This window comes from Actinomadura macra NBRC 14102 (genome assembly GCF_001552215.1).
Classification (GTDB): Bacteria; Actinomycetota; Actinomycetes; order Streptosporangiales; family Streptosporangiaceae; genus Spirillospora; species Spirillospora macra.
The window spans coordinates 263,548-289,910 of record NZ_BCQT01000004.1 but is presented as its reverse complement, the minus strand read 5'-3'; the positions used below and the strand labels follow the sequence as shown (position 1 = coordinate 289,910).

Genomic DNA, 26,363 nt, shown 5'->3' with positions numbered 1-26,363 from the left:
CGATCCCGGTGTTTTGGAAGCCCAACGCATGGGTTCGCTCACGCTCCGTTGATGGACGCGGCGGGCACTGCGGGCAGGCGCAGCCTGAGCCGCACGGTCGTGCCCCCTTCACCCGACCGGATCTGGACGCTTGCGCACAGCAGCCGGACCGCCCACAGCCCGAACCGGCCGCCGCCGGTGTCGGCCGGACGCGGGGGGATGAGCCCGAAGCCGGTCCCGGGGTCCCACCGTCCCTCGTCGGCGACCTCGCACGCGAGGGCGGGCTCATCGTCGGACGCCTCGATCCACATCCGCAGGACGATCGGCGGCTCGCCGTGCCGCAGCGCGTTGGTGACGATCTCGGTGACAGCGACGAGGAGGCGCTGCAAACTCTCCTCGGGCAGCCGGGTCTGCCGCGCGTACTCGCTGACATAGGCGCGCAGCCAGTACAGGTCGGGACGGTCGACCTTCAGTGACTCGGCACCGGGCGGGGGCGCCGGCAGCGGCTCACGGTCGCATTGCGCGCTGTAGGCCCAGGGGTCCATGTAGCCCGGGTTCGGGAGCGCCGTGACGCCGCGGACCGTCTCGGGGTGGGTCTGACGTGAGGACGCGACGACGCCCGCGGGGAGCGACGACGCGTAGGTGCACAGGAAGGCGGCTTCGGTGTCGCGGAACGCCACGTTGAGGATCGCCTCGGCCCGCTGCCACTCCAGGACCTCCAGCGGCGAGCGCGTTGCCCACACCGGCTCGCCGAGGACGCGCAGCCGCCGTCCCTGCCACGCGGTGTTGTCGGCGTCGCTCAGGCAGTCGGCGAGCGTCCGGCACGGATGCACGTACCAGGTGGCGGCATCGGCGAACTCGACGCCGGCCGCCGCCGGTCCGAGCGCGTCCCGCAGCAGCATCTCGCGTGCCATGCCGCCTACCGCGAGCACCCGGTCGCCGGCGTCCACCCCGTCCCGCAGGAACGGCAGCGCGCCGTCGAGGAACTCGTCCACCCCGTCGTACGGCAGTACGCGATGGGTGAAGGACTGGCTCACGGTGGCTCACCTGGATTCGATCATGGCGACACCGCCCGCCCCGGCACGGACGGACCAACCCAGGGTAGGACGCCGCCCCCCGGCGCCGCAGGCGTCATTTTTCAAATACCGCGGTTCGGGCCCGGACCGAAAATCGCTCCACGTCCGGACGGGCCGGGACGCTAAGCTGGACCGGCTCCCTCGCGGAGCGCCGGCGGGCGTGGCGAAGTAGGTATACGCGGCAGGTTTAGGTCCTGTTGGTGGCGACACCGTGGGGGTTCGAGTCCCCCCGCCCGCACTCGGCCGATCATGCTGCGGGGCTTGTCGTAGACGCGAATCCATGCCGCGGCGAGTCGCGTAGAAGCCCACTGATACTTCACGGGCTAAGCCCTTGAACGAAACCGGCGCCCCGTCTCCTCGCGCTGGAGGGTGGCTGGGCGCCGGTGCATCGCTTGGCGATGCCTAGGCCGGGGCGGCCCCATGGCGCCGAGCGATCTCGTTGATCCGTTCCGCCGTTTTGAAGTCGAGTTCAGTGACCACATCGCCCGCCGTGTGAGTGGTCATCGCGAAGTGCAGCCGATCCCACCTGATATCGATGTCGGGTCGGTGCTCCAACTCCACCGCGGCTTCGGCGACCTCGGCGACGATCCTCATCGCGATGTCGTATTCAACTGCGAATGTTCGGTGGATCTCGGTGGTGTCTCCCGACCACCCGGTCTGGCCGAGCCGCTCGGCGACCTGGTCCGCGGGCAGGGGCGTCCTCAGAGCCACGTGCTTCCTCCCATGGGGGCGAGCATCTCCGAGAGCTGTTGTCCCGATTGCTCCAGCGCCCACGGTCTCATGTACGCCGCGAGCCCTCGAAGTTCGCTCCGCATCCGGCCTGAGCCCGTCTCATCAGCGGCCTGGACGACTTCGCGAGCAAGGCGCACGGCCTGCCTGGGCTCGCCCTGGAGGGCGTACGCCTGTGCCTGCCGCGCACGGAATACGCCCACGTCCCGGCGTGCGTCGGCGGTCAACAGGTCGGGCATGATCCGCTCCCAGATTGCCAGAGCCTCAGCGGCGGCCGACGGATTCGCCGATGCCTCAGCGGGCGCCGCGAGCCGTACCAGGCAGGTCGCCCGCTGGATGTCAAGGTAGTGCGAAGTGAGACAGGCGCCGCCCCACGGATAAGGGTCATCCACTTGATCGACCAATGCGGCAGCCTCATCGAGCAGGCGGGCACACTCGTCGCGTGCGCCTTGCCCGCCGATCAAAGACATGGCATGCGCCGCCTGTTGCAACGCCAGAACCCGGACCTTGGGCGTAAGCGTGTCTTGTTTCACCAGGGCGGCGCGAGCGAGATCGAGGGCGCCGGGGCCGTCGAGGAGGTCGGCATGCAGCATCGCTTTGTTGTGCAGCGCGAACGCCACGAGATTTAGATCGTGGGATCGATGTGAGCGCTCAAGCATCACGTCGTGCCAGTACGCGGACCGGTCGATGTCGCCGCCGTCCTGGTAGGTCCAGCCGAGGAACGCGGCATAGCCGGTGGCCAGGGACCATAGTCGCGGCCGGAGCGTCCCTCGCGCGGCATTCGCCAGGTCACATAGCAGTTCGTACTGAGCCATGCCGGTAGGGATGAGCCGTAGGGCACCAAGATAGCGATCAGCGCGGTAGTGCCCGGCGAGCTGCTCGACAAAGTAGTCCGCCAGCTCCGGGGCAATTGGGTCGGAAAGCCGCTGGGGAAGCGCTATATCGGCAGCGGGTTCCCGTAACAGGCCGTCACGACGGGAAATCCGTCCGTCCACGTCAGCGCCGAACAGCTCGTCCTCATTCTTCCCCGTGACGCGGCAGTACAGGACCCGGTACCGAGGGTTGGGCGTGTACTTCCCGTACTCCCAGTTTTTGATCATCTCGGCGAGCGTCTTGACGTGCGGCAGATTCGGCCGATCGAGCGGGTCGGACGCCTGACGCAAGAGCCGCGCCAGGTCGGCGCGTGACCAGTACGGCGGTGCTTCGCGGACCTCGCGCAGATGTGCGCCGATGGCCTTCTTGTCCGGGGACATGCGAGGCACCCTCCGATCGTCGAAGGCAGGGGGCGCGCGCCCCCTGCCACCCCTAATCATCCATCTCCCGATGTGGCACGCGCCACATGTTCACTGACAGTGACCGAAACACCACGTGAATCACGTCAGGAGACGGGCCATGGCAGGCACCTTTGACGGGACGGAACACCGGCATTCCTATCCGCGGCTTCACATGCTGATGAACGCCTTGCAGGGGCGCGGGTTCGCTACGGAACTGCGCGCCAGCCCGCTGGCCATCATCGTGACCAGGCCGGACGATCCCACGGGCGCGACTCAGACGATCACGTGCAAGCCGCGGGTCACCGATCAAGACCGGATGTGGTTCTTCGACGTGAACGGGGAGCCGATCGCCGAGGCCGAGCACATCGTCGACGCCGCCGTGATCGTCGCGGGGCACCTGACTCCCGCGCCATGACCGCAGGAATCGCTGCTCCGTATCTCGATCTGCTCGCGCGGGTCTTGGCCACCGAGGGGTGGACGGTGCGCCGCCGCTACGATCAACCTCCCCCGCGGCTGCATGTCCTTTGTCCCAGCCTCCCCACGATCGGGGAGAGCGTCCTTGTCCAGGTGGACGAGGGCGGGGTGCCCTGGTTCATCGCCTCCACCGGCGACCCGCTCGCCCCCTGTCACGACCTCCCCGGAGCGGTCGCGCGGATCGGCGCGCGGCTCACCCCGCACGCCATGGCCGCGACCGTCCGACGAGCGGCCACCACCGCACAGCGGGACACGCCCTCGCGCTGTCCCCTCAGCCGAGTCCGGATCTGGCTGAGGCGAACATGATGGACGAGCGGGAGAAGTGCGCACTCCGGAGGGACGTGTCCTCTTGCGGCCCCTCAGACGTTGAGGTCGCGGCGGAGGCGCTCGACGTGGCCGGTGGCCTTCACGTTGTAGTACGCCTTCTCGACCTTGCCCTCGGGATCGATGATGAAGGTGGAGCGGATCACACCCACGACCGTCTTGCCGTACAGCTTCTTCTCGCCGTACGCGCCGTAGGCCCGCAGGACCTTCGTGTCGGGGTCGGACAGGAGGGGGAAGGTCAGGCCCTCCTTCTCACGGAACTTGGCGAGCTTGGCGGGGTCGTCCGGGGAGACACCGACGACGGTGACGCCAGCGGAGTCCAGGTCGGCGAGGCTGCTCTGGAAGTCGACCGACTCCTTCGTGCAGCCGGGCGTCATGGCGGCCGGGTAGAAGTAGAGGATCACGCGCCTCCCGCGCAGTGAGGCCAGCGACACCGGGGAGGCGTCCGCGTCGGGAAGCTCGAAATCGGGGGCGACGTCGCCCGGCTGCAGCCGCTCGGACACCCTGTTCCGCCTTTCGCTCGGTTGGTGGATGCAACGGTACCGCTCAAGACCGGCACGGGTGCGGGCGGGCGCCGCGGGGGAAGACCTGCAAGACTGTTCGGATCATGCGTCGCCCGAGACGATAGGACACGGCATGGCTGACAGGGCCCGCGACCCGGAGGCGCTGGAGCGGGAGATCGAGCGGACCCGGCTGGAGCTCGCCCGCACGATCGACGAGCTCGCCGACCGGGTCAACCCGAGGAACGTCGCGCATCGGGGCGCCGAGCGGCTCAAGGAGGAGGCCGCCCAGGTCGTGCAGGCGGCCCGGTCGATCGTGCGGTCGGACGGCGAGGACGACGACGGCGGGCCAGGTCAGCTCGACAAGCGGCTCGTGCTGGCGGGGGTCGGGGCGGCGGTCACCGTGACCGCCCTCGTCCTGTGGCGCCGTAGGCGCAGACGCCGCTGAGCCTGGTCGCCCGGGCGCCGGTGCGCGGTCCGCGGCCGGCGCCTCGCCGTGCCGGGAGCGTCCTGGCGAGCACGTCGGCGACGCCGCGCAGCTCGGCCAGTTCGGCGCGGCACCGCGGGCAGCCGGCCAGGTGGGTCGACAGCGCGTCGGCCTCCGCGCCGACGAGCCGCCCGAGGGCGTAGACGCCGAGGCCGAGACGGTACGCGCCGCAGTTCGTTAGTCCCACGCCCTCAGTACGGGGACGGGCGCGGCCCCGTTCAGTCCAGGGTGGGGGCCGTGGCGGTGAAGCGGGCCTCCACGGCGGCGCGGACGATCTGCGAGGCCGGTTCCAGGTCGATCGCCTCGGGCTGATCCTGGGAGCCGGGCGCGGCCCCGTACGCGGCGGCCAGCGTGACCGGGCCGCCGCCGGCGTCGTTGCTGGTGAGCCCCTCGTCCGCCAGCTCGACGAGGCCGGTGAGCCGGGCACCGAGCGCCTCGGCGTAGCTGCGGGCGCGGGCGACGGCCTCGTGCGCGGCCTGCCGGGCGGCCCGCGCGTAGACCTCGCTGTCGCGCCGCAGCGCCCAGTCGGGGCCGTTGACGGCGGTGCGCTCCAGATCGCCGAGGCGCGTCACGAGCTCGCCGAGCACCGCGAAGTCACACACGGTGATCTTGATCCAGCTGGTGCCCTGGTAGGCGCGGATGTCGCCCTCACGGCGCCGGTGGCGCAGCAACGGGGTGATGGACAGGCCACCGGTCTCCAGCTTCTCCACCGCGTCGCCGTAGGACTTGACGAGGTCGAGGCACTGCTGGTTGCGCTCGACGAGGCGGTCGAGCGCGGTGCGCCGGTCGTTCTCGTGCGACTGGACGTACACCGACAGCCGGGCGATCTCGGGCTCGACCTCCAGCACGGCCTCGCCGCGGACACTGATCAGGGGAGCGTCGCTCATATCGCCCAACCTATCCGGCCGTTGGTCAGAGGAAGGTGTGTCCCTCGCCCCGGTAGGTGGGGACGGTCCGGACGAACCGGTCGCCCTCGATGAGGTGCAGGGCGGCGAACCGCTCGCACAGCTCGCCGGCCTTGGTGTGCCGGAACCAGACCCGATCGCCGATGTCGAGCAGGTCGGCGGCGCGGCCGAGCAGCGGGGTCTGCACCTCGCCAGCGCCTTCGTCGGGGTTGTAGGACAGCCCGCTCGGCAGGTAGGGCTGGGGCAGGCGGAGGTGGTCGGCGGGGCCGGAGGCGAGGTAGCCGCCGCCGAGACAGGTGACGGCGCCGGGGCGGGGCCGGCGGACGACGGGCAGCGCGAACAGCGCGGCGGGCCGTCCGGTGAAGCCGGAGTACTGGTCGAACAGGTGCGGATGGTAGAGCCCGGACCCGGCGGCGACCTCGGTGACGGCGCGCTCGGCCGCGGTCGACTCGACGCTGCCGGTGCCGCCGCCGTTGACGAACTCCAGTTCGGTGAGGTCGAGGACGGCGCGGACGATCGTGGCGCGGCGCCGGGCCAGCTCGATCCTGGACCGGCGCTGCATGGCGCGGATGGCGCGCGCGCGGGCGGGCCGTCCAGGTGGGAGGTCCCCGACGCCGGCGATCTGCGACTCGTAGGCCATCAGCCCGACGAGGGCGAGGGAGGGACGCTTGAGGATCAGCTCAACGAGCGCGCCCACCTGCGCGGGCGTGTGCAGCGGCGACCTCAGGGCGCCGATCCTGACCCGGCCGCCGAGCGGGCGGTACGAGGCGTCGATATCGATGCACACCCGGATCCGGCGGCCGTCCGTCGCGTCCTCGATCAGGTCCAGATGCGCGGGGGAGTCGGTCATCAACGTGATCTTCTGGGCCGCTGCGGGGTCGGCGGCGAGGGCCGACAGCGCGGTGCGGTCGGTGGTCGGGTAGGCGACGAGGACGTCGTCGCTCACTCCCTCCCGCACCAGCCAGAGGGCCTCGGGGAGGGTGAACGCCATGATCCCGGCGAACCCGTCCATGGCGAGGACCTCCTCCAGGACGGCACGGCAGCGCACCGACTTGCTCGCCACCCGGATGGGCTTGCCGGCGGCGCGGCGGACGAGAGCGGCGGCGTTCGCGCGCAGGGCGGTGAGATCGACGACGGCGAGCGGCGCCTCAAGACCGGAGGTCGCGGCGTCGTAGCGGTCCCGGAGGTTCATGGCGGTCACCCCGCCAGCCTACCGTCCTAATATGAAAAGATCTCATATATGCCCGCTCACCGGGCACGCGGGTGCGCGGCGAAGAAGTCCCACAGCATGGCGGTCGCTCCAGACGGCCATGCGTGCGTCCCGCCATCGATCTTGCAGAAGGTCACCTCGGCGCCGCCCCGTCCCTTGCCGGTGCTCGCGCACTCCGTGCCGCGGCCCGGGGTGCGCACCCGCGCGCCGAGTTCTGGCAGGCCATCGACCTTGCGCCAGAAGTCCACCGCGGACGAGACGGGCGGAAACGGCCGCCCGTCGTTGATGTCGCGCCGGCCCCCACCGTGGAACGGGACGCTCCGGTCGGCCGTTCCATGGAAGATCATCGCTGAGACCGCACGGTTCGGGTCGCAACGGGTCACCAGCGCCCCCTCGACCACCCCGATCGCCGCGACCTCGGCGGGCTTCTCGCAGGCCAGCCGGTAGGCCATCCCCGCGCCGTTGGAGAAGCCGGTGACGTAGACGCGGTCCGGATCGGCGAGCCCGGCGCCGGTCAACTCGCCGATCAGCTTGCTCAGGAACCCGACGTCGTCGGTGTGCGCGAGCTTGGCCGGGCCACAGCAGTCCCCGGCGTTCCACGTCGTCATGAACCCGTCGGGGTAGGCGACGAGGAAGCCCTTCTCGTCGGCCAGGCCGTCGAACCCGGTCAGCGTCCGCATTCGCCCCATGGTGGCGAGCCCGCCGTGCAGCGCGATGACGAGCGCGGGCGGGTCGGCCGGCCGGCCGTCCCGCCAGGTGCCTCGCGCTATTTTGGACGGGACGTGCAGCAGGTATTCGCGGTGTCCGATGGTGCCGACGTCCAGCTTCCGCTTGTGCGTGCCCGCACTGGTCGGAATCCCGTCGATCTCGGTAGGGCGTGCGTCGTCGCGTCCCTTGGCGCCCTTGGATTCGGTGCATCCCGCAAGGACGAGGGTGACCGCCATCGCCAGGCACACGAATCGCCGCATGGAGGCAAGGTAACCTCGACGCCGTCCCACAAACTACTCACCAGTAGACGAAAGTGCCGGCACTACGACGACCCGGTCTCCGGGGTGGTGGCGCGGGCGAGGACGATCCCGGCGATGATCAGGCTGAGCGCCGCCGCCCGTCCGGCGCTGACCGGGTCCTTCTGGACGACGATGCCGAGCGCGATGGCGCCGACCGCGCCGATCCCGGTGAACACCGCGTACGAGGTGCCGACCGGCAGCGTGCGCATCGCGTGCGACAGCAGATAGATCGAGAAGGCGCCGAGCGCGAAGCACACGAGCGTGGGCAGCGGACGCGTGAAGCTCTCCGTCGGGCGGATGCTCTGCGAGAAGGCGATCTCGACGAGCCCGGCCAGCCCGAGCAGAATCCAGCCCATCAGTACTCCGCCCCGAGTGTGCGGGCCGTCCGCAGCGCGTCCGCGTACGACTGCTCGTGGACGGCGCGCAGCCGCTCCAGCGCCGGGTCGAGGCGGCTGTTCACCAGTTCGGCGGCCACCCCCGCCACGTCCTCCACCCCGAAGTGCCCGGCGATGAAGTCGCGGAGGAACCGCTCCTGGTGGTCATACGGTTCGCGGGGCGCGCCGGGCGCGTACGAGCCGCCGCGCGCCGAGGCGATCACGAACCGCCGCCCGGCCAGCGACATCCGCGGGAACGTGACCTGGTCGATCCACGCCTTGAGGGAGGCCGGGACGGAGAAGTTGTACATGGGCGTGGCGATCAGGACGACGTCGGCGGCGACCAGTTCGTCCAGCAGCGGCTCAAGGACCGCCCACGCCGCGGCCTGGTCCGGCGTCCGGACGGCCTCCTTGTAGCGGGCGATCTCGGTGATCCCGTTGGCCAGGACGTAGTCGCACAGGTCCGTCCACGCCTCGCCGATGAAGGGCACGGGATCGGCCGCCAGGTCGCGGTGGACGTAGTGGCCGTCCGGGTTCGCCTCCCGCCAGGCGGCGGCGAACGCGTCCCCGACCTCCCGGCTGACGGAGCGGCGCCGGGCGCTGGAGTCCAGGTGCAGCAGCGTGGTCATGATTCTCCTTTAAGTGGACAGCATGTCCGGTTGATTCCCGGCGCTGACTCTAACCCGAATGTGGACACCTTGTCCACTTCTTGTTTCGTCGGTTACAGTCGGCGGGATGGAACGCCGCACCGACCTGCTCACCGGCCGTCCGGCGGGCGGGGACGCCCGCCCCCGCGAACGCGCCGACGCCGCCCGCAACCGGACGCGGGTCCTCGATGCCGCGGCCGGCCTGTTCGCCGCCGGCGATCCGCGCGCCGTCACCATGGACGACATCGCCAAGGCCGCGGGCGTCGGGCGCGGCACGCTCTACCGCCGCTACCCCGACACGACCTCCATCGCCCTCGCGCTACTGGACGAGCACGAGCGCCGCCTCCAGGAGCGGCTGCTGCGCGGTGACCCGCCCCTCGGCCCCGGCGCCCCGCCTGCCGAGCGCCTCGCCGCCTTCTACGCCGCCATGGTCGAGTTGCTCGAAGCGCACATCGACCTCGTCCTCGGCGCCGAGGCCGGCGGCACGCGGCTGACCACCGGTGCGTACGGGTTCTGGCGCGCCCACGTCCGGATGCTGCTGGCCACCGCCGGCGTCCCCGGCCCGGACGCGCTCGCCGACGTGCTCCTCGCGCCCCTTGCGTCCGAGCTCTACGCCCACCAGCGCGCCCAAGGCCGCACCCCCGCGGAGATCACCACCGCCCTCACCCAGCTGGCTGGGTTGATATCTACCTGAGCGTGTTTGCGTGACGGCTTGGTTACTTTGAGATACAGCTCGGTCGGGAACGGGAGCAGGACGGTGCGGCGGCACGTAAGCTCGTACCAATCGTCCTGGGCTCTTTCGGGCTCTGAGCTGCGGTTCCGTGCCCAGCGGCCCAGGTTCACCATTGACCGCGGCTAGAGAGACACCGTGACCGAATATGTGCTGACCCTGTCGTGCCCCGACCGGCCGGGAATCGTCGCCGCCGTCTCGGGGCTGCTGGCCGAGCGCGGGTGCAACATCCTGGAGTGCCAGCAGTTCAGCGACCGCGAGTCCGACACGTTCTTCATGCGGGTGCAGTTCGCGGGGACGCCCGGCGCCACCCCGGGCGCGGACGCCGACGAGCTGCGCGGCGCGTTCGCGTCCCTGGCCTCCGAGCTCGGTCTGCAGTGGCACCTGCACGACCTCGCGTTCCGCCCGCGCGTGCTGATCATGGTGTCGAAGGGCGGGCACTGCCTGAACGACCTGCTCTACCGGCAGCGGTCCGGGCTGCTCGACATCGACATCGCCGCCGTCGCGTCCAACCATCCGGACCTGCGGCCGCTCACCCAGTCGTACGGGATCGACTACCACCATCTGCCGGTCGGCACGGGCGGCAAGGCGGCGCAGGAGGCCGAGGTCCTCACCCTGGTCGAGCACTACCGCGTCGACCTGGTGGTCCTCGCCCGCTATATGCAGATCCTGTCGGACGACTTCTGCGCCAAACTCCCCGGCATGATCATCAATATCCACCACTCGTTCCTGCCGAGCTTCAAGGGCGCCCGCCCCTACCACCAGGCGCACGCCCGCGGCGTCAAGGTGATCGGCGCGACCGCCCACTACGTCACCGCTGACCTGGACGAGGGGCCGATCATCGAGCAGGAAGTCGCGCGTGTCGACCACACCCACAGTCCCGAGGAACTGGTGGCCGTAGGGCGCGACGTTGAATGCCTGGCCTTGGCCCGCGCCGTCCGCTGGCACGCCGAGCACCGCGTCCTGCTCAACGGTGACCGGACGGTCGTCTTCCGCTGAACCGTCCCGCTTGGGGTCTTCGCCCGCGCCACCCGGGGTCCTAGGGCCCTAGGGCGGCGCATTCCTGCTCCGTAGCGTCCTTGCCGATCAGTCGATGGAGCGAGGAGTCGGACTATGCGCAGGCGCGGGATGCTGATCGGCTCGGCCACCACCGCCGCGGTGGCCGTTGGAGCGCTGGGCGCGGTGGCCTTGGAGCCCGCCCCTCACCGGGCTGCACCGACCGGCGCGGGCGAGGGCGGGAAGGTCGTCGTCCACGTGGCCCCGGACGGCGGTGCCCGGCAGAAGGCGGGGCTCACGGTCTCGTCATTGGCGGAGGCCCAGCAGGTGCTGGAGGAGAAGGGCGCGTCCACCGGGACGGTCCTCGTCCAGGGTGGAACGTATCGGGACGAGTCAGTCGAATGGACGTACTCGCCGGCGGGCGGCGACATCGTGATCCGGCCGGAGAAGGGGACGGGCCGGGTCGTCTACGACGGGGGCGGCCGTGACGGCTACTGGCTGACGGTGCGTGCCGGGAGCGCGAAGACGCACGTCAGCGGTATCACCGTCCAGAACTACACCGCCGGCGGGATCCTGTTCAGAGGCGACAAGGCGTCCGGGAAGAGGATCACGGGCGGTTCGGTCCGGAACATGGTCTTCCGCAGGCTCGGCACCCGCCACGCGGACGGTGCCGAGGGGTACGGCGCCGTCCACATGTACAACTCGTGGAACATGACGATCCAGGGCAACGACTTCCGGGAGCTGGAGAACAGGAAGCCGGCGAGCTACAGCCGCATCCACGGCGTCTACTTCTCCAACGGCGCGAGCCGGAACACCGTGTCCGGCAACACGTTCTTCAAGATCAGCGGCGATCCCGTCCGGGCGAGCGACGGGGCGAGCGGCAACCGGGTGATCGGCAACCGGTTCCGCACCACCGGCTGGTACGGGCTGTTCTCCTACTTCATGTTCCCCCGCGACCCCGTCTGCGGGAAGGACAACTACTTCGCCGGGAACACCTACGGCACGGTGTATCCGCGGCCGGGGCGCGTCAAGAGCTTCAAGGGCCGGCCCGTGGACTGGGACAAGCGCGGCAAGCGGGGCGCCTGCACCCCGGACCCGATCAAGGTCGGCCCCGGCAATGCCTATGCCCCCTGAGCCCCGCACGTGAAATCCACGGCGGATGTGCGGGATGTCGGCATGGCGAGTTTCACTCCGCGTGACATTGCCTCACCATGGGTAGCGATGTCCGGACGTGCCAGATGTCCGAACGTGCCAATGGCTCACGGGGGTGGCGATGGCCGAATCTCTGGTCAGGGACCTGATCCACGAAACGCAGAGCAGGCAGCAGGCGCGGCGGCTCGCCACACGGGAGCTCCGGCCGCGCCGGGCGTTCGCCGGGCTGGTCGCCGCGCTGCTGGTGACCGTCGTCGGCGGGGCCGCCGCGATCGAGTTGCTGGCCGCCGCGCTCGGCTCCGGCGTCCACCCCGTACCGGGCGCGGGCCGCGTGGTGGACGTTCTCGGGCGGCTGCCCTGGCGGCATCCCGGGGTGCGGGTCGGTGCGGGGGTGCTCACGATCATCGGGCTCGCCCTGCTGCTGGCGGCGGTGCCCGGCCGGTTGCGCGGCGTGCCGCTGGACGGCTCGGACCCGCGGCTCGCCGGCGTCCTCGGCCGTACCGCGCTCCGCCGCTCCCTCGCGGACGCGGCGCTGGGCGTCCCGGGGATCGAGCGCGCCCGGGTCCGGGGAGCGGGCGTGTTCCGCAGGCGGGTCGTCGTCCGCGCCGCGACCCGCTACCGCAACCCCGCGAACCTGGAGGAGCTCGTCCATTGCGCGGTCGACGACCGGCTGGACGGCATCGAGCCGATGTACCGGCCGCCCGTGGATGTCCGGCTGAGCTGGCGGAAGGACTGACATGCCGGCGGAGGAACTGACATGAGGGCCGCACTGGCGGTGACCGGAGCGGTGCTGTTCAGCTGCGGAGCCGCCGCCCTGGTGCTCGGGCTCGGGGGACTGGACGGCCTGTCCGCAGGGCCGGGCGGCCTCGCGGCCCGGCCGCCGCTCGACCCGGCGCTGGTCCGGTTCGCGGGCGGCAGCGAATGGTTCCTGCCGGCCGCCGCGGCCGTCACCGAACTGCTGTCGCTGGCCGGGCAGCTCTGGCTGGTCGTCCAGGGCCGCGCCCTCGTCCAGCAGTGGCGGCCGGACCTCGACCCGAGAACCCGCGATCTCGCTCGCTCCGCCGCCGCCGACCTGGCGCGGGACGCCGCGGCGCTGCCCGGCGTCAGCGACCCGCGCATCCGCCTCACCGGCACTCTCACCCGGCCGCGGCTCGTGGTGACCGTGACGTGCGAGGGCGACTCCGTCCTCGGCGAGGTGTACGGCGAACTGGGCGCGGGCCCGGTCGAGCGGTATCGGCGGACGGTCGGAATGCCTGATCTGCCGGTGCTGGTCAGGCTCCGCCCGGCGTTCTCCCGGCCGCGGCGGGGGCCGCGGATGGAGACCGCCTAGCGCCGGGAGCGGGGGGCGCCGGCGCTAGGCGGTCGTCTGTGCGGTCAGGCGGCCGCGGTGGTCCGCCCGTCCGTCTGAGGCCCGTACACGGGGTCGTGCGCGGCGGGGGCGTCGTCCAGCAAGGTGGCCTCGTTGAACGGATCCGCGCCGCCGAGGACGTGCCCGGCCTTCACGGCATCGAACTCGCCCGTCCATTGACCGATCACAACGGTCGCGACGGCGTTTCCCGCGAAGTTGGTCAGCGCGCGCGCCTCCGACATGAACCGGTCGATGCCGACGATGAACCCGACGCCGTCCACCAGCGCGGGCTTGTGTGACTGGAGGCCGCCCGCGAGGGTGGCGAGCCCGGCGCCGCTGACGCCCGCCGCGCCCTTGGACGCGACGATCATGAACAGCAGCAGCGGGATCTGCGCGCCGACCGACAGCGGCTCGTCCTGCGCGGACGCGATGAACAGCGTCGCCATCGTCAGGTAGATGGCGGTGCCGTCCAGGTTGAAGGAGTACCCGGTCGGGACGGTGATCCCGACGACCGGGCGGCTCACCCCGAGGTGCTCCATCTTGGCGATCAGCCTGGGCAGCGCCGACTCCGACGACGAGGTCGACAGGATCAGCAGGAACTCGCGGGCGAGATAGCGCAGCAGCGACAGGATGTTCACCCGGGTGGTCAGCCACAGCACCGCACCGAGTACGACGAACACGAAGACCACGCAGGTGATGTAGAAGCCCAGCATGATCACCGCGAGGCTGCGCAGCGCGGACCACCCGCTCGCGCCGACCACGGCGGCGATGGCACCGAACGCTCCGACCGGCGCCGCCCACATGATCATGGCCAGGATTCGGAACACCAGCCGCTGCGCGTGCTCGACGGCGCGCAGGATCGGCTCGCCCGCGGGTCCGAGACCCTGGAGCCCGAACCCGACGAGCAGCGCGACGAGCAGGGTCTGGAGCACCTGACCGCCGGTCAGCGCCGACACCAGCGTGGACGGGATGATCCCGAGCAGGAAGTCGGTGGTGCCCTCGGCGTCCTCCGCCTGCTCGTGGGCGGTCGCCACCGCGGACGGGTCCAGGTGGACGCCCTCGCCGGGGTGCAGCAGGTTGCCGACCGCGAGCCCGATGGCGAGCGCGAAGGTCGACATCACCAGGAAATAGCCGATCGTGACCAAGCCGACCTTGCCGACCTTCGCCGCCTGCGCCACCGAGCCGATGCCGAGCACGATCGTGCAGAAGATGATCGGCGAGATCATCATCTTGATCAGGTTGACGAACGCGGTGCCGAGCGGCTTGAGTTCGACCGCGACGTCCGGTGCGGCAACGCCCATCGCCACGCCGAGCACGACGGCCACGACAACCGCGAGATACAGGTAGTGGACGCGATCAGGGCGGGAGCGATCAGGGCGGGAGCGGTCCGGTGCGGCGGCACTGTCGGACACATCGGGCAAAGCTGTCTCCCTGTGCTCGGGCCACCCGCTTGGGACCCGCGCCCGGGGCGGGGCGCGGATCCCAAACGGGCCTGCGGCTTGGCAGACGCCCATGCGCCGGCGGGGGACTAGCGCATGCACACTTCGGGCGCCTGCGCCAGTGGAGGCCGCGCAGGGGTGGGAGCATGGTCGGTGGCTGGGTCTGTGCACTCGTGACTATGCGCGGTCCTGTGACCGTGGTCACGCTTGTGTACATTTCGTTCACGGTGTGGACGAGACGAGAGGTGCGAGAGTGCGGCGTCCCGCATGGACGGTGCCCGACCGCTGGAGCCTGGCGCGGCAGCTTCTCGCGCTGCAGGCGGTCATCGTCGGGCTGCTCGTGGTGGTCGGCGTGACGCTCGCCTATCTCGACGCGGGCCGGACCGTCGACGACCGCGCCACGCAGACGGTGACGGTGGTCGCCGCGACCATCGCCGACGCGCCCGATATCCGCCGCGCGCTCACCACGTCCTCCCCCAGCCGGACCCTCCAGCCGTATGCGGAGCGCGTCCGCCGCGACACAGGCGTCGACTTCATTACGATCATGAGCCCTGCGGGGATTCGTTACACCCACCCGAACCCGGCCAGAATCGGTCAGCGGTTCATCGGCAACACGGCCCCCGCGCTCGCCGGGCGCCCGTTCACCGAGACCTACACCGGCACGCTGGGGCCGTCCGTGCGCACGGTCACACCCGTCTTCGGGAAGGGGCGGCGGGTCGTGGCGCTGGTCGCGGTCGGCATCACGATCGAGGCGATGTCGGCGGAACTGCGCCAGCGCCTCGTCCTGCTGGTCGCGATCGCCCTGGCGGTGCTGGGCGCGGGCATGGCGGGCACCTACCTGGTGTCCGCGCGCCTGCGCCGCCAGACGCGGGGCGTCGCACCCGGCGAGCTGCGCGAGATGTTCGAGTACTACGAGGCGATCCTGCATTCGGTCCGCGAGGGACTCCTGCTGCTCGACCGCTCCGGACGGGTCGTGCTGTGCAACGACGCCGCCCGCGACCTGCTCGGCCTGCCCGCCGACCCGCGCGGGCGCCCGGTCGCCACGCTCGGCCTGCCGAACGAGCTGGCCGCCGCGCTCGCCTCCGCGGAGCCGAGACCGGACGAGATCCATATCGGCGACACGCGCATCCTGGTGGTCAATACCTCGCCCGTCCGGTCGAGGGACCGGGCGATGGGCAACGTGGTGACCTTGCGCGACCACACCGAGCTGCAAGGCCTGACCGGCGAACTCGACACCGTCCGCGGCTTTGCCGAGTCGCTGCGCTCCCACGCGCACGAGGCCGCCAACCGGCTGCACACCGTCGTGTCCCTGGTGGAGCTCGGACGCCCCGAGCAGGCCGTCGGCTTCGCGACCGCCGAACTGGAGACCGCGCAGCGGCTCACCGACCGCGTCGTCGGGTCGGTGACCGAGCCGGTGCTGGCCGCGTTGCTGCTCGGCAAGTCCGCCGAGGCCGCCGAGCGCGGCGTCGAGTTCGTGATCACCGAGGACACCGCGGTCGAGAACGCCGTCGAGGCCCGCGACCTCGTCACCATCCTCGGCAACCTCATCGACAACGCGGTGGACGCCGCCATCGAGGGCGGGAACGTCCGTCCTCCGCGCGTCACCGTCACCGCCCGTACGGAAGGATCGGAGCTCGTGCTGGAGGTGTCCGACAGCGGGCGGGGGGTGGACCCCGACGCCGTCCCGGAGATGTTCCGGCGCGGCTGGACGACCAAGTCGTCCGGCGGGCCGGTCGGCCACGGGCTCGGGCTCGCGCTGGCCGGGCAGGCCGTCCGGCGGCACGGCGGCACCATCCAGGTGGGCTCCGGCACGGGCTCCGGCACGGGCGCGGTGTTCAGCGTCCGGCTGCCCCTGGATCCGCGATGATCAGGGTCCTGGTGGTGGAGGACGACCCGGTGGCCGCCGAGGCGCACCGCACCTACGTCGAGCGCGTCGCCGGGTTCACGGTCGCGGGCGTCGTGCACTCCGGCGCGGACGCGCTGCGGTTCTGCGAGCGGACCAAGGTCGATGTCGTCCTGCTCGACTTCTACCTGCCCGACACCCACGGCCTCACGGTCTGCCGCGCGCTGCGCGCCGGGGGACGGGACGTGGACGTGATCGCCGTGACGTCCGCGCGGGACCTCGCGGTGATCCGCACGGCGGTGTCGGTCGGGGTCGTCCAGTACCTGCTGAAGCCGTTCACGTTCGCGTCACTGCGCGACAAGCTCGACCAGTACGCGCGGTTCCGCGAGCAGGCCGCACGGGCGGGAGAGGTCGCCGGGCAGGCCGACGTCGACGGGATGCTCGCCACGCTGCGTACCCCCGGCCACCGTTCGCTGCCCAAGGGGATGAGCAGCGAGACGCTCCAGGCCGTCACCGAGGCCCTCGCCGGGGCGCCGGACGGGCTGTCGGCCGCCGCGGCCGCCGATCTCACCGGCGTCTCCCGCGTCACCGCCCGCCGCTACCTGGAATACCTCGCCGAGAACGGGCTCGCGCGCCGCCGTCCCCACTACGGCCAGATCGGACGGCCCGAGCTCCGCTTCTACCCCGGATAGACGATCGCCGGCTGGGGTACTTAAAGGGCGAACGATTCGTCAGTGACACGGGGGAGTTGTCGTGAACGACAAGGCTGGCCGCGAGACGGAACGGGTTCGGACCGAGGCTGCGGAGCCGGCGGACGAGAACCGGCGCGAAGCCCGCACCAAGAAGGACACCGGCGCCGAGAAGAGGAAGCTGAGCGACGCCGCCAAGAAGATGCGGGCGATGTTCGAGAAGTAGGGGCGACCCGGGGGTCCAGCGCGCCGCTGGGCCCCCGGTAAAGCGGCGTTGACCTGCCGTTTGGTTTTATCCCGATCCCCCGCGAGCATCAACTGCACATAGCAGACGCATCGGGGGGTGCCGTGAGCGAGGAGCGGAAGAGCACGGGAGTCGGGGCCGCCGTAGCGGCTTCGGGAGGCGACTCGGGCGGCGGTCTCGTCACGTCCGGCGGCAAGACGCACATCGCCGACGGTGTCGTCGCCAAGATCGCGAGCCGGGCCGCGAGCGATGTCGGCGGCGTCCACGCGATGGGCGACGGCGGGGCGCTCGGCAACGTCCGGGAGCGGCTGCCCGGTTCCAGCGCCAACCGCGGCGTGTCCGTCCAGGTCGGCGAGCGGCAGGCCGCCGTCGACCTCGACCTCGTCGTGGACTACGGGGTGTCCATCCCCGAACTGGCCAACGCGGTGCGCGACAACGTCATCGGCGAGGTCGAGCACATGTGCGGGCTGGAGGTCGTCGAGGTCAACATCGACGTGGAGGACATCTACGTCGAGGGCGAGAACGAGCGCGAGTCCGACTCCGACCAGCCCCGGGTGCGATGATCACGCCCGAGACGACCCCGGACGCCGAGACCGCGCCCGCCAGAACGCAGGCCGAGCGGATCGCGGACGCCGCGCTCACCTGCCCGGACGTTCCGTCCCTCACCGCGGGCCCACACGCCCGCATCGTGACCTACCGGGCCGGTCTGCCCTTCGCCGGTGTGGCGGTCCATCAGGACCGCGTCGAGGTGGGCATCGTCGCCCGCGGGCGACGTCCGTTCCCCGAGACGGCCGCCGACGTGCGCCGGCGCGTCCGCCCCCTCGCCGGCGACCGTCCGGTCGACGTCCTGGTCGGCGATGTGGAATGAGATGATCGCGATGAGAGTTCTGTGGCCCCTGGTCGGCCTGGCCTTCGGTACCGCCCTCGGCTTCGCGGGTGCGTTCGGCGGCTTCGGCGCCTTCTTCATCGTCCTCTTCCTGGGCGCCCTCGGCTTCCTCGTCGGCCGCGCCGTGGAGGGCGACCTCGACATCGGTCAGCTCCTGTCGTCCCGGAACTCCGGCAAGCGTCCACGATGACGCGACCCGAACACCCAGACGCGAGCACGGGCGACGACGATCCCGAAGCGTCCGCCCCCCTCGAACGCGGCAAGACGACCATCAGCGACCGGGCCGTGGCGCGGATCGTGGCGAAAGTGGCGGACGAGATCGAGGACACCGGCGGGCTCGCGCGGACCGTCCTCGGCGTGCCCGTGCCGGGGCGGCGCCCGGCCCACACCGACGTCCGGGTGGACGCCGGGATCGTCACCGTCCGGATGGCGCTGTCGGTCGCCTACCCGCGGCCGGTGCGGACGGTCGCCCACCGCGTCCGGGAGAGCGTGCGCGGACGGGTGGAGGATCTGACCGGCCTGACCGTCCGGCAGGTGGACATCGAGGTCGCCGAGCTGCGGCACCCGGTCGTGGAGAGGACCGTGTCATGATCGCTCGCGCCGACCGGGCGGCCCGGCACGCGTTCCGTTCGCGCCGGGTGTGGCTCGGGCTGCTCGCCGCGCTGCTGCTCGCCGCCGCCGGTGTGATCACCGCCGTGGAGATCATCACCGCCTGGGCCGGGGAGGCCGCGCACATCGTCCCCTACGAGCGCGTCCGGGACTGGGCGGAGGACACCGCGTGGGAGGACCTGTCCTTTCTCGCGGCAGCGGGCGGGCTGACGCTGCTCGGGCTGATCTTCCTGCTGGCCGGGCTGCTGCCGGGCCGGACCCGCGTCGTCCCCCTGCACGGCGAGGACCCGGCGCTGCTGATGGGCGTGACCCGGCGCGGCCTGAAGGGCGCCCTCGCCTCGGCCGCGGAGGAGGCGCCGGGCGTGTCCGGTGTGCGCCGGGTGAAGCTGCGCCGCCGCCGTGTGCGGGTCGTCGCCGAGACGCCCGTCCGCGAGTCGGCGGATCTGGGCGAACGCATCGGCGCCGCCGTTGGTGACCGGCTCGACCGGCTCCAGCCAGTGCCCGACCGGTCGGTGTCGGTACGGGTCAAGCTCCGGGAGGGCTGATGGACCGCCGTCCCGCCCACCTCAACCGGACGGGCCTCATCCTGCTCGGCCTGCTCCTCGCGATCCCGGGCGCCGCGGCGCTCGCGCGAGGGCTCGGCGCCTTCGGCGACGGCCGGGCGTCCTCCCCGGTGCTCAGCACCCGGGTGCACGACTACGTGAACGACCAGTCGTGGTTCTGGCCCGCCGTAGCCGTGGCGAGCGTCGTCCTCGCCCTCTTGGGGTTGGCCTGGTTGCTGGCCCAGGGACGCTCCTCCAGGTTGCCGGCTCTCACGCTGGAGCCGAAAGGCGGCGACGGCACGACGCACCTGCCGGCCAAGGCGGTGACCGACGCGCTGGAGGCGGAGATCGAGGAGTACCCGGGCGTCCGAAGCGCGCGCGCACGCCTGCTCGGCACGTCCAGGAACCCGAAGCTGCGCCTCAACGTGGCGTACAGCAGGCGCGCCGACCTCTCCGAACTGCGGCAGCGCATAGCGGACGAGGCGCTGCGCCGCCTGTGCCTCGCCCTGGAGCGCGAGGAGGTCCCGGCCGTCGTCCGGCTCCGCCTCGTCTCGGACGCTTGACGACACCTTTGAAGCCTATTGGGGGCATATATCGCTCTATGTGGCTAGTGTCCAAAGTGTCCGTGACGTCGAGATGGCGTACAGCCGGTAAGGAGGCGGTGTTGGCCGACCATGAGGTTCGGGCGGCTCCGCTGAGGGGCTTTTCGACGCATGGAGGGAACTGACACACCACGGCATGGGCCCCTTCCGTAGAGTGGCCCGATGGCCCGGGGGCTGCGGCGTACCGTCGCGGCCCCCGGGTGGTGTGTTGATTGCAGTGAGGTGACCACTGGGGGTCAGCACTCGATTACGTTGACGGCTAGGCCGCCTCGGCTTGTCTCCTTGTATTTGTCCAACATGTCGCGGCCGGTGTCGCGCATCGTCTTGATCGCTTTGTCGAGGGAGACGAAGTGGCGGCCGTCGCCGCGCAGCGAGATACGGGCGGCGCTGATGGCCTTGATCGCGCCGACCGCGTTGCGCTCGATGCAGGGCACCTGGACCAGGCCCCCGACGGGATCGCAGGTGAGGCCGAGGTTGTGCTCGATGCCGATCTCGGCGGCGTTCTCGACCTGTTCGGGGGTACCGCCGAGGACCTCGGTGAGGCCGGCCGCGGCCATCGAGCACGCGGAGCCGACCTCGCCCTGGCAGCCGACCTCGGCGCCGGAGATCGAGGCGTTCTGCTTGAACAGCACGCCGATCGCGCCGGCGGTGAGCAGGAACCGGACGACGCCCTCGTCGTCGCGGCCGGGAACGAACCGGTCGTAGTAGTGCAGGACGGCGGGGATGATGCCCGCGGCGCCGTTGGTGGGGGCGGTGACGATACGGCCGCCGGCGGCGTTCTCCTCGTTGACGGCCAGTGCGAAGAGGGTGACCCAGTCCATGGCGTGCAGAGGGTCGGACGGCTTCTCGACGGCCAGCTGTCGGTGCAACTGCGGGGCGCGGCGACGGACCTTGAGCCCGCCGGGCAGGAGGCCCTCGCGGGCGCAGCCGCGGGTCACGCAGGCGCGCATCACCTGCCAGAGCCTCAGCAGGTCCTCGCGGATCTCCTGGGGCGAGCGGCCGAACGCCTGCTCGTTCTCCATCATGAGCGCGGAGATGGACAGTCCCGTCTCGTGGCAGCGTTCGAGGAGTTCGGTGGCGGTGTCGAAACGATGGGGCAGGACGGTGTCGTCCGGCTTGATGCGGTCGGCGCCGGTGGCGTTCTCGTCCACGATGAAGCCGCCGCCGACCGAGTAGTAGACCTTGCTGCTCAGCGTGTCGCCCGACTCGTCGAATGCGGTGAACCGCATCCCGTTGGGATGGCCCGGCAGCGACTTCTTGCGCTCGAAGACGAGGTGCTCGTTGACCACGAAGGGAATCTCGTGGTCGTTGAAGAGGGTGATGACGCCGCGCTCGCGCATCCCGGCCAGGCGCTCCTCCACCCCGTCCACGTCGACGAGTTCGGGCTTGTCGCCTTCGAGGCCCAGCATGACGGCCTTGTCGCTGCCGTGCCCCTTGCCGGTGAGGCCGAGGGAACCGTAGAGGATCACCTGGACGGACGTGGCCTTCTCCAGCAGCTCGTCCTGGTGGAGACCGCGCGCGAAGCGGTGCGCCGCCGCCATGGGACCACCGGTGTGGGACGAGGAGGGACCGATCCCGATTTTGAAGAGGTCGAAAACACTGATGGCCATGGGCTACCTCTTTGTAGCGCCCCCTCCGCGCGGTGCGGAGGGGGCGGCTGGCGCTTACAGGTCCGGGTACAGGGGATGCGCGTCCGCGAGCGCCCGCACCCGGGCCGCGAGCGCGTCCCGGTCGAAGGACGGCTGGAGGGCCAGCGCGATCACGTCCGCGACCTCGGTGAAGTCCGCGGCGGTGAAGCCGCGGGTGGCGAGGGCGGGGGTGCCGATCCGCAGACCCGAGGTGACCATGGGCGGGCGCGGGTCGTTGGGGACGGCGTTGCGGTTGACGGTGATGCCGATGTCGTGCAGCCGGTCCTCGGCGTCGCGCCCGGTGAGATCGGAGCCGACCAGGTCGACCAGGACGAGGTGCACGTCGGTGCCGCCGGTCAGCACCCTGACGCCGGCCTTGGCCGAGTCCTCGGCGAGGAGGCGGTCGGCAAGGATCCGGGCGCCCTCGACGGTGGCGGCCTGCCGCGCGCGGAACTCGTCGGACGCGGCGATCTTGAGTGCGACCGCCTTGGCCGCGATCACGTGCTCCAGCGGGCCGCCCTGCATGCCGGGGAACACCGCCGAGTTGATCTTCTTGCCGTACTCCTCGCGGGCGAGGATCAGGCCGCCGCGGGGACCGCCGAGCGTCTTGTGCGTGGTGGTCGTGACGATGTCCGCGTGCGGCACGGGGGAGGGGTGCAGGCCGGCGGCGACAAGGCCGGCGAAATGCGCCATGTCGACCATGAGCAGCGCCCCGACCGAGTCGGCGATCCTGCGGAAGGCCGGGAAGTCGAGCTGGCGCGGGTACGCCGACCAGCCCGCCACGATCATCTTCGGGCGGTGCTCGGTGGCGAGGGCGGCGACCTCGTCCATGTCGACCAGGCCGTCCTCGGCGCGGACGTGGTAGGGCACCACGTTCAGCACCTTGCCCGAGTAGTTCAGCCGCATCCCATGGGTGAGGTGCCCGCCGTGCGCCAGGTCGAGGCCGAGGATCGTGTCGCCGTGCTGGAGCAGGGCGAAGTAAACCGCGGTGTTGGCCTGGGCGCCGCTGTGCGGTTGGACGTTGGCGTGCTCGGCGCCGAACAGGGACTTGGCCCGGTCGATGGCGAGCTGCTCGGTGACGTCCACGTACTCGCAGCCGCCGTAGTAGCGGCGGCCGGGGTACCCCTCGGCGTACTTGTTGGTCAGGACCGAGCCCTGGGCCTCCAGGACGGAGACGGGCGCGAAGTTCTCCGACGCGATCATCTCCAGGGTGGTCTGCTGGCGGCGCAGCTCGGCGCCGACGGCCTCGGCGACCTCGGGGTCGGCCGTGGCGAGCGGGTCGTGCAGGCCCACGTTCAGCTCTCCTCGATCAGCTTGCCGTACTCCGCGGCGTCGAGCAGGTCGCCCGGCTCCCCGGACAGGCGGACCTTGAAGATCCAGCCTTCGCCGTACGGGTCGTCATTGATGATCTTCGGCTCGTCCACGACGGCGGTGTTGATCGCGGTGATCTCGCCGCTGACCGGGGCGTACAGGTCGCTGACGGACTTGGTGGACTCCACCTCGCCGCAGGGCTCGCCCGCCTCGACGGAGTCGCCCTCGGACGAGTGCAGTTCGAGGTAGACGATCTCGCCGAGGGCGTCGGCGGCGTGCGCGGTGATGCCGACGGTGACGATGCCGTCCTCGGGCACGTGCAGGGCGGGGCCGAGGCCGTTGACCCACTCGTGCTCTTCGCTGTAGCGGAGCTGCTCGGGAACGCTCACGTTTCTTCTCTCTCCAGGTTTCAGGAACGCTTGTAGAACGGCAGGACGATCACGTCGACCGGCTCGTGTCTGCCGCGGACGTCCACGGCAAGGCCGGTCTCCTCGGTACCGCTGTCGAGGTAGGCCATGGCGATCGGCTTGCCCAGTGTGGGTGACGGGGCGCCGCTCGTCACGACTCCGCACGGCGTGCCGTCGGACGCGACGACCTGGTACCCCTTACGCGGCGCTCGACGCCCCCGGGCCACCAGTCCCACGAGCCTACGGCCCGGCGGGGTCTGCGCCTGCGCCGCCAGGGCGGTCTTTCCGACGAAGTCAGCGGGCTTGTCCAGCTTGACGACCCGGCCGAGACCCGCCTCGAAGGGGGTCGTCTCGGTGGTCAGTTCGTTCCCGTACAGCGGCATGCCCGCTTCGAGCCGGAGGGTGTCGCGCGCCGACAGGCCCGCGGGGACGACGCCCTCGACCTTCGCGAGCTGTTCCCACAGCCGGACGGCGTCGGAGGAGTCGACGAACAACTCGAAACCGTCCTCGCCGGTGTAGCCGGTGCGGGCGATCAGCGCGTCGATGCCCGCGACCTTGTCGGCGTGGATCGCGTAGTACTTCAGGCCGGCCAGCGGGGCGCCGGTGAACCCTTCCAGGATCTCCTGGGAGCGGGGGCCCTGGAGGGCGATCAGCGCGTAGTCGCCGGAGCGGTCCCGCACGGTGGCGTCGAAGCCCGCGGCCCGCTCGACCAGGGCGTCGCGGACGATCGCGGCGTTGGCGGCGTTCGCGACGACCATCCACGTCTCGTCCGCCAGCCGGTAGACGATGAGGTCGTCCAGGACGCCGCCGTCGGGGGCGCAGATCATCGTGTAGCGGGCCTTGCCGATCGCCATCGGCGACAGGTTGCCGACCAGCGCGTGATCGAGCGCGGCCCCGGCCCCCGGCCCGGCGAGGAAGATCTCCCCCATATGGGACAGGTCGAACAGTCCGGCGCCCTGCCGGACCGCCTGGTGCTCGGCGGTCTCGCTCGCGTAGCGCAGCGGCATCAGGTAGCCCGCGAAATCGACGAGGTTCGCCCCGAGATCCTGATGGACGTCGTGCAGCGGCGTCTTCTTGACGTTCGGATCGGCGGACATGGGCTTCGGCTCCTTCGTCGCGGGCGCGCGTGGACCCATCGTCCCACTCGCGCACCGGGCGTTCCGGTGCCTCCCCCTCTGTCATCGGCGCCTGAGAGCTTCACCCGCGCCGTGCAGGGCGGGCTTTCACCTTCGGCGGGGGACGGAGGTCCCCGCTTTCCAGAGGTCGCCTGGTCCGTGCGGTCCGTGGGCCTGAGAGGTTCCGGGGAGGATTTGCTCCTTCGGCGTCCCCCGCTGGCGGCCGGGGACTCTCCCGCACGGGATCATCGGCTCCGGCCAGGCTAGCAGCGGCCCTGCCCCGCTACCAGCGGGGCGGCGCCCGCCGGTCGATCGGAGGCGCCGGCCGCGGGTGCCGTCCGGTCGCGTGATCATGGCCCTGCCGGTGGTTCCGGGCCGTCCGGTAGGGAAGGTCTGCCGTGCCCCATGATCATGTCAAGACTCAACGAAACGCAGGCGGGTGACGTACCCTTTGGAGACTGCTGAAGACCACCCCCCGGTGTGCGGGGTGCACGACCGGAGGGGCATGCATGGGCTGGCTGGCGGGAGTGCTGATCCTGTTCTTCGGCCTGCTGGCGTCCATCGCGCTGCATGAACTCGGGCACTTCTCGTTCGCCAAGCTCTTTCGCGTCCGGACGACGCAGTTCATGGTCGGCTTCGGGCCCACGATGTGGTCCAGGCGCAAGGGCGAGACCGAGTACGGGGTGAAGTGGATCCCGCTCGGCGGCTACATCCGGATGATCGGGATGCTGCCGCCCCGCAAGGGCGACGCCCCCGGCCAGGTCAGGCGGGTCAGCACCGGCCCCTGGCAGGGCCTCATCGAGTCGGCGCGCGGCGCGGCGCTGGAGGAGGTCAGGCCCGGCGACGAGGACCGCGTGTTCTATGCCAAGAAGTGGTGGCAGAAGCTGCTGATCATGTTCGGTGGCCCCGCCATGAACCTGATCCTGGCCGTGGTCTTCTTCGCGATCCTGCTGATGGGCCTCGGCGTCCAGCGGGCCCAGCCGGTGATCCAGGAGGTCTCGCCCTGCATGGTCCCGGCGAGCCAGGCCAGGCTCGACAGTTGCCCGGCGAACGCCGCGCCGACCCCCGCCCAGCAGGTCGGGCTGAAGGCCGGTGACCGGATCGTCTCCTACGACGGCAGGCGCGTCGGCGACTACGCGCAGTTGCAGAAGCAGATCCGCGACTCCGCCGGACGCACCGTCCCGATGATCGTCGACCGGGCAGGCCGTCAGATCACCCTGAACGTGCCGATCACCCGCAACAAGATGCGGGACCTCGACAACGAGGACAAGGTCGTCGAGGTCGGGTTCCTCGGCATCACGCCCACCAGCGAGATGGAGCGCCAGGGGCCCGGCGCCGTCGCGAGCACCATGGGCGACCTCACCAAGCACACCGCGGGCGCGCTGCTGCGGATGCCGCAGAAGATGGTCGGCATCTGGAACGCCGCGTTCAGCGGTGAAAAGCGCGACCCGAACGGCCCGATCGGCGTCGTCGGCGTCAGCCGGATCGGCGGGGACGTGGCCGCCTCCGACCAGCTCACCGGCGGCGAGAAGGTCTCCTACTTCGTGATGCTGCTCGGCTCGCTGAACCTCGCGGTCGGGCTGTTCAACCTCGTCCCGCTGCTGCCGCTGGACGGCGGGCACATCGCGGGCGCGCTGCTTGAGGCGATCAAGAAGGGGTTCGCGCGGGTGTTCCGCCGCCCCGACCCGGGTTACGTGGACGTCGCCAAGGCCCTGCCCGTCACCTATGTGATGGCCGCCGTCCTGATCGTCATGGGCGGCCTGCTGATCTACGCCGACCTCGTCAACCCGATCCGCTTCTCCGGCTGAGGCTCCCGCGCCGGCTCACAGGCAGACT

33 protein-coding genes, 1 tRNA gene and 2 riboswitches are annotated in these 26,363 nt (G+C 71.0%); of the genes, 19 read left to right on the top strand and 15 right to left on the bottom strand.

Annotated features, from left to right (window positions below):
- Positions 1-38: 38 nt before the first annotated feature.
- Positions 39-1,016, bottom strand: a complete 978-nt coding sequence (locus tag AMA02S_RS06115) for a sensor histidine kinase (RefSeq protein ID WP_067452902.1) — start codon at positions 1,014-1,016, stop codon at positions 39-41.
- A gap of 193 nt (positions 1,017-1,209) precedes the next feature.
- Here AMA02S_RS06115 and AMA02S_RS06110 point away from each other — a divergent pair.
- A tRNA-Leu gene (locus tag AMA02S_RS06110) sits at positions 1,210-1,293 on the top strand.
- Positions 1,294-1,457: 164 nt separating this feature from the next.
- Here the strand turns inward: AMA02S_RS06110 and AMA02S_RS06105 are convergent.
- Both AMA02S_RS06105 and AMA02S_RS06100 read right to left on the bottom strand, forming a co-directional pair.
- Positions 1,458-1,766 (bottom strand): 4a-hydroxytetrahydrobiopterin dehydratase, encoded by a 309-nt coding sequence (locus tag AMA02S_RS06105; RefSeq protein WP_067452899.1) that lies wholly within the window; start codon positions 1,764-1,766, stop codon positions 1,458-1,460.
- Entirely contained in the window at positions 1,757-3,037 is a 1,281-nt protein-coding gene (locus AMA02S_RS06100) for an NsdA family TPR-like regulatory protein (RefSeq protein WP_084264705.1), read from the bottom strand. Before AMA02S_RS06100 ends, AMA02S_RS06105 begins: the two co-directional genes overlap by 10 nt.
- 139 nt (positions 3,038-3,176) lie before the next feature.
- Between AMA02S_RS06100 and AMA02S_RS06095 the strand changes: the two genes are divergently transcribed.
- The gene (locus AMA02S_RS06095; RefSeq protein ID WP_067452896.1) at positions 3,177-3,473 is read left to right on the top strand and encodes a hypothetical protein; all 297 of its coding nucleotides are present in this window, start codon (positions 3,177-3,179) and stop codon (positions 3,471-3,473) included.
- Positions 3,470-3,838 carry a hypothetical protein gene (locus AMA02S_RS06090; RefSeq protein ID WP_067452893.1) on the top strand — a complete coding sequence of 123 codons (369 nt, stop codon included), beginning with the start codon at positions 3,470-3,472 and terminating at the stop codon, positions 3,836-3,838. The genes AMA02S_RS06095 and AMA02S_RS06090 overlap by 4 nt, the downstream gene beginning before the upstream one ends.
- Positions 3,839-3,891: 53 nt before the next feature.
- Here the strand turns inward: AMA02S_RS06090 and bcp are convergent, their stop codons facing one another.
- Positions 3,892-4,359 (bottom strand): thioredoxin-dependent thiol peroxidase, encoded by a 468-nt coding sequence (gene bcp, locus AMA02S_RS06085; protein ID WP_067452890.1) that lies wholly within the window; start codon positions 4,357-4,359, stop codon positions 3,892-3,894.
- Positions 4,360-4,492: 133 nt separating this feature from the next.
- Here bcp and AMA02S_RS06080 point away from each other — a divergent pair, with 133 nt between their 5' ends.
- Positions 4,493-4,804, top strand: coding sequence for a DUF3618 domain-containing protein (locus tag AMA02S_RS06080; RefSeq protein WP_067452887.1), 312 nt, complete (start codon positions 4,493-4,495; stop codon positions 4,802-4,804).
- Here the strand turns inward: AMA02S_RS06080 and AMA02S_RS42770 are convergent.
- The 6 genes from AMA02S_RS42770 to AMA02S_RS06050 all read right to left on the bottom strand — a co-directional run bounded on the left by AMA02S_RS42770 (position 4,755) and on the right by AMA02S_RS06050 (position 8,968).
- Complete coding sequence (locus tag AMA02S_RS42770; protein WP_067452882.1) at positions 4,755-5,030, bottom strand: zf-HC2 domain-containing protein; 276 nt, start codon at positions 5,028-5,030, stop codon at positions 4,755-4,757. The genes AMA02S_RS06080 and AMA02S_RS42770 overlap by 50 nt on opposite strands.
- A gap of 31 nt (positions 5,031-5,061) precedes the next feature.
- Positions 5,062-5,730: an SIMPL domain-containing protein gene (locus AMA02S_RS06070; RefSeq protein ID WP_067452879.1), complete on the bottom strand. Its 669-nt coding sequence runs from the start codon at positions 5,728-5,730 to the stop codon at positions 5,062-5,064.
- A 25-nt stretch (positions 5,731-5,755) separates the two neighbouring features.
- Positions 5,756-6,940: an amino acid deaminase/aldolase gene (locus tag AMA02S_RS06065; RefSeq protein ID WP_067453930.1), complete on the bottom strand. Its 1,185-nt coding sequence runs from the start codon at positions 6,938-6,940 to the stop codon at positions 5,756-5,758.
- A gap of 56 nt (positions 6,941-6,996) precedes the next feature.
- Complete coding sequence (locus AMA02S_RS06060; protein WP_067452876.1) at positions 6,997-7,926, bottom strand: CE1 family esterase; 930 nt, start codon at positions 7,924-7,926, stop codon at positions 6,997-6,999.
- A gap of 62 nt (positions 7,927-7,988) precedes the next feature.
- Positions 7,989-8,321 carry a DMT family transporter gene (locus AMA02S_RS06055; RefSeq protein WP_067452873.1) on the bottom strand — a complete coding sequence of 111 codons (333 nt, stop codon included), beginning with the start codon at positions 8,319-8,321 and terminating at the stop codon, positions 7,989-7,991.
- Entirely contained in the window at positions 8,321-8,968 is a 648-nt protein-coding gene (locus tag AMA02S_RS06050) for an FMN-dependent NADH-azoreductase (protein WP_067452870.1), read from the bottom strand. Before AMA02S_RS06050 ends, AMA02S_RS06055 begins: the two co-directional genes overlap by 1 nt.
- Positions 8,969-9,074: 106 nt before the next feature.
- On the opposite strand from AMA02S_RS06050, the gene AMA02S_RS06045 reads away from it, so the two are divergent.
- The 5 genes from AMA02S_RS06045 (at position 9,075) to AMA02S_RS06025 (ending at position 13,194) form a co-directional block, all read left to right on the top strand.
- A complete protein-coding gene (locus AMA02S_RS06045; protein WP_067452866.1) occupies positions 9,075-9,680 on the top strand; it encodes a TetR/AcrR family transcriptional regulator in 606 nt (201 codons plus the stop codon).
- Between the two features lie 174 nt (positions 9,681-9,854).
- Entirely contained in the window at positions 9,855-10,715 is an 861-nt protein-coding gene (gene purU, locus AMA02S_RS06040; RefSeq protein WP_067452863.1) for a formyltetrahydrofolate deformylase, read from the top strand.
- 114 nt (positions 10,716-10,829) lie between these two features.
- Positions 10,830-11,846 (top strand): right-handed parallel beta-helix repeat-containing protein, encoded by a 1,017-nt coding sequence (locus AMA02S_RS06035; protein WP_067452860.1) that lies wholly within the window; start codon positions 10,830-10,832, stop codon positions 11,844-11,846.
- Between the two features lie 139 nt (positions 11,847-11,985).
- Positions 11,986-12,600 (top strand): DUF6286 domain-containing protein, encoded by a 615-nt coding sequence (locus tag AMA02S_RS06030; protein ID WP_067452857.1) that lies wholly within the window; start codon positions 11,986-11,988, stop codon positions 12,598-12,600.
- Positions 12,601-12,621: 21 nt separating this feature from the next.
- Positions 12,622-13,194 carry a hypothetical protein gene (locus tag AMA02S_RS06025; protein ID WP_067452855.1) on the top strand — a complete coding sequence of 191 codons (573 nt, stop codon included), beginning with the start codon at positions 12,622-12,624 and terminating at the stop codon, positions 13,192-13,194.
- Positions 13,195-13,238: 44 nt separating this feature from the next.
- On the opposite strand, the gene AMA02S_RS06020 is transcribed toward AMA02S_RS06025, so the two are convergent.
- Entirely contained in the window at positions 13,239-14,624 is a 1,386-nt protein-coding gene (locus AMA02S_RS06020; protein WP_245667396.1) for a cation:dicarboxylate symporter family transporter, read from the bottom strand.
- 280 nt (positions 14,625-14,904) lie between these two features.
- Here AMA02S_RS06020 and AMA02S_RS06015 point away from each other — a divergent pair, with 280 nt between their 5' ends.
- The 9 genes from AMA02S_RS06015 to amaP all read left to right on the top strand — a co-directional run bounded on the left by AMA02S_RS06015 (position 14,905) and on the right by amaP (position 20,027).
- The gene (locus tag AMA02S_RS06015; protein WP_245667374.1) at positions 14,905-16,518 is read left to right on the top strand and encodes a sensor histidine kinase; all 1,614 of its coding nucleotides are present in this window, start codon (positions 14,905-14,907) and stop codon (positions 16,516-16,518) included.
- Positions 16,515-17,186, top strand: coding sequence for a response regulator transcription factor (locus AMA02S_RS06010; RefSeq protein WP_067452849.1), 672 nt, complete (start codon positions 16,515-16,517; stop codon positions 17,184-17,186). The genes AMA02S_RS06015 and AMA02S_RS06010 overlap by 4 nt, the downstream gene beginning before the upstream one ends.
- A gap of 61 nt (positions 17,187-17,247) precedes the next feature.
- Positions 17,248-17,409 carry a hypothetical protein gene (locus tag AMA02S_RS41390; protein ID WP_157430410.1) on the top strand — a complete coding sequence of 54 codons (162 nt, stop codon included), beginning with the start codon at positions 17,248-17,250 and terminating at the stop codon, positions 17,407-17,409.
- A 122-nt stretch (positions 17,410-17,531) separates the two neighbouring features.
- Positions 17,532-17,990 (top strand): Asp23/Gls24 family envelope stress response protein, encoded by a 459-nt coding sequence (locus AMA02S_RS06005; protein ID WP_067452846.1) that lies wholly within the window; start codon positions 17,532-17,534, stop codon positions 17,988-17,990.
- A complete protein-coding gene (locus AMA02S_RS06000) occupies positions 17,987-18,295 on the top strand; it encodes a hypothetical protein (protein ID WP_067452843.1) in 309 nt (102 codons plus the stop codon). Before AMA02S_RS06005 ends, AMA02S_RS06000 begins: the two co-directional genes overlap by 4 nt.
- Positions 18,296-18,305: 10 nt before the next feature.
- Positions 18,306-18,503: a hypothetical protein gene (locus tag AMA02S_RS05995; protein WP_439951580.1), complete on the top strand. Its 198-nt coding sequence runs from the start codon at positions 18,306-18,308 to the stop codon at positions 18,501-18,503.
- Complete coding sequence (locus AMA02S_RS05990) at positions 18,500-18,904, top strand: Asp23/Gls24 family envelope stress response protein (protein WP_067452840.1); 405 nt, start codon at positions 18,500-18,502, stop codon at positions 18,902-18,904. The genes AMA02S_RS05995 and AMA02S_RS05990 overlap by 4 nt, the downstream gene beginning before the upstream one ends.
- Complete coding sequence (locus AMA02S_RS05985; protein WP_067452836.1) at positions 18,901-19,467, top strand: DUF6286 domain-containing protein; 567 nt, start codon at positions 18,901-18,903, stop codon at positions 19,465-19,467. The genes AMA02S_RS05990 and AMA02S_RS05985 overlap by 4 nt, the downstream gene beginning before the upstream one ends.
- Positions 19,467-20,027 carry an alkaline shock response membrane anchor protein AmaP gene (gene amaP / locus AMA02S_RS05980; protein WP_067452833.1) on the top strand — a complete coding sequence of 187 codons (561 nt, stop codon included), beginning with the start codon at positions 19,467-19,469 and terminating at the stop codon, positions 20,025-20,027. The genes AMA02S_RS05985 and amaP overlap by 1 nt, the downstream gene beginning before the upstream one ends.
- 275 nt (positions 20,028-20,302) lie before the next feature.
- On the opposite strand, the gene AMA02S_RS05975 is transcribed toward amaP, so the two are convergent.
- Genes AMA02S_RS05975 through gcvT form a run of 4 tightly spaced genes read right to left on the bottom strand, consistent with a single transcriptional unit; the run spans position 20,303 to position 24,509 of the window.
- A complete protein-coding gene (locus AMA02S_RS05975) occupies positions 20,303-21,676 on the bottom strand; it encodes an L-serine ammonia-lyase (protein WP_067452830.1) in 1,374 nt (457 codons plus the stop codon).
- 54 nt (positions 21,677-21,730) lie between these two features.
- Positions 21,731-22,993 carry a serine hydroxymethyltransferase gene (gene glyA, locus AMA02S_RS05970; protein WP_067452827.1) on the bottom strand — a complete coding sequence of 421 codons (1,263 nt, stop codon included), beginning with the start codon at positions 22,991-22,993 and terminating at the stop codon, positions 21,731-21,733.
- Positions 22,990-23,394, bottom strand: a complete 405-nt coding sequence (gcvH, locus tag AMA02S_RS05965) for a glycine cleavage system protein GcvH (RefSeq protein WP_067452824.1) — start codon at positions 23,392-23,394, stop codon at positions 22,990-22,992. Before gcvH ends, glyA begins: the two co-directional genes overlap by 4 nt.
- Before the next feature lie 20 nt (positions 23,395-23,414).
- Complete coding sequence (gcvT, locus tag AMA02S_RS05960; protein ID WP_067452821.1) at positions 23,415-24,509, bottom strand: glycine cleavage system aminomethyltransferase GcvT; 1,095 nt, start codon at positions 24,507-24,509, stop codon at positions 23,415-23,417.
- Between the two features lie 75 nt (positions 24,510-24,584).
- A riboswitch (glycine riboswitch) is annotated at positions 24,585-24,675 on the bottom strand.
- 4 nt (positions 24,676-24,679) lie between these two features.
- Positions 24,680-24,775, bottom strand: a riboswitch (glycine riboswitch).
- A 261-nt stretch (positions 24,776-25,036) separates the two neighbouring features.
- Here gcvT and AMA02S_RS05955 point away from each other — a divergent pair.
- A complete protein-coding gene (locus tag AMA02S_RS05955; RefSeq protein ID WP_067452818.1) occupies positions 25,037-26,335 on the top strand; it encodes a M50 family metallopeptidase in 1,299 nt (432 codons plus the stop codon).
- Positions 26,336-26,363 lie beyond the last annotated feature (28 nt).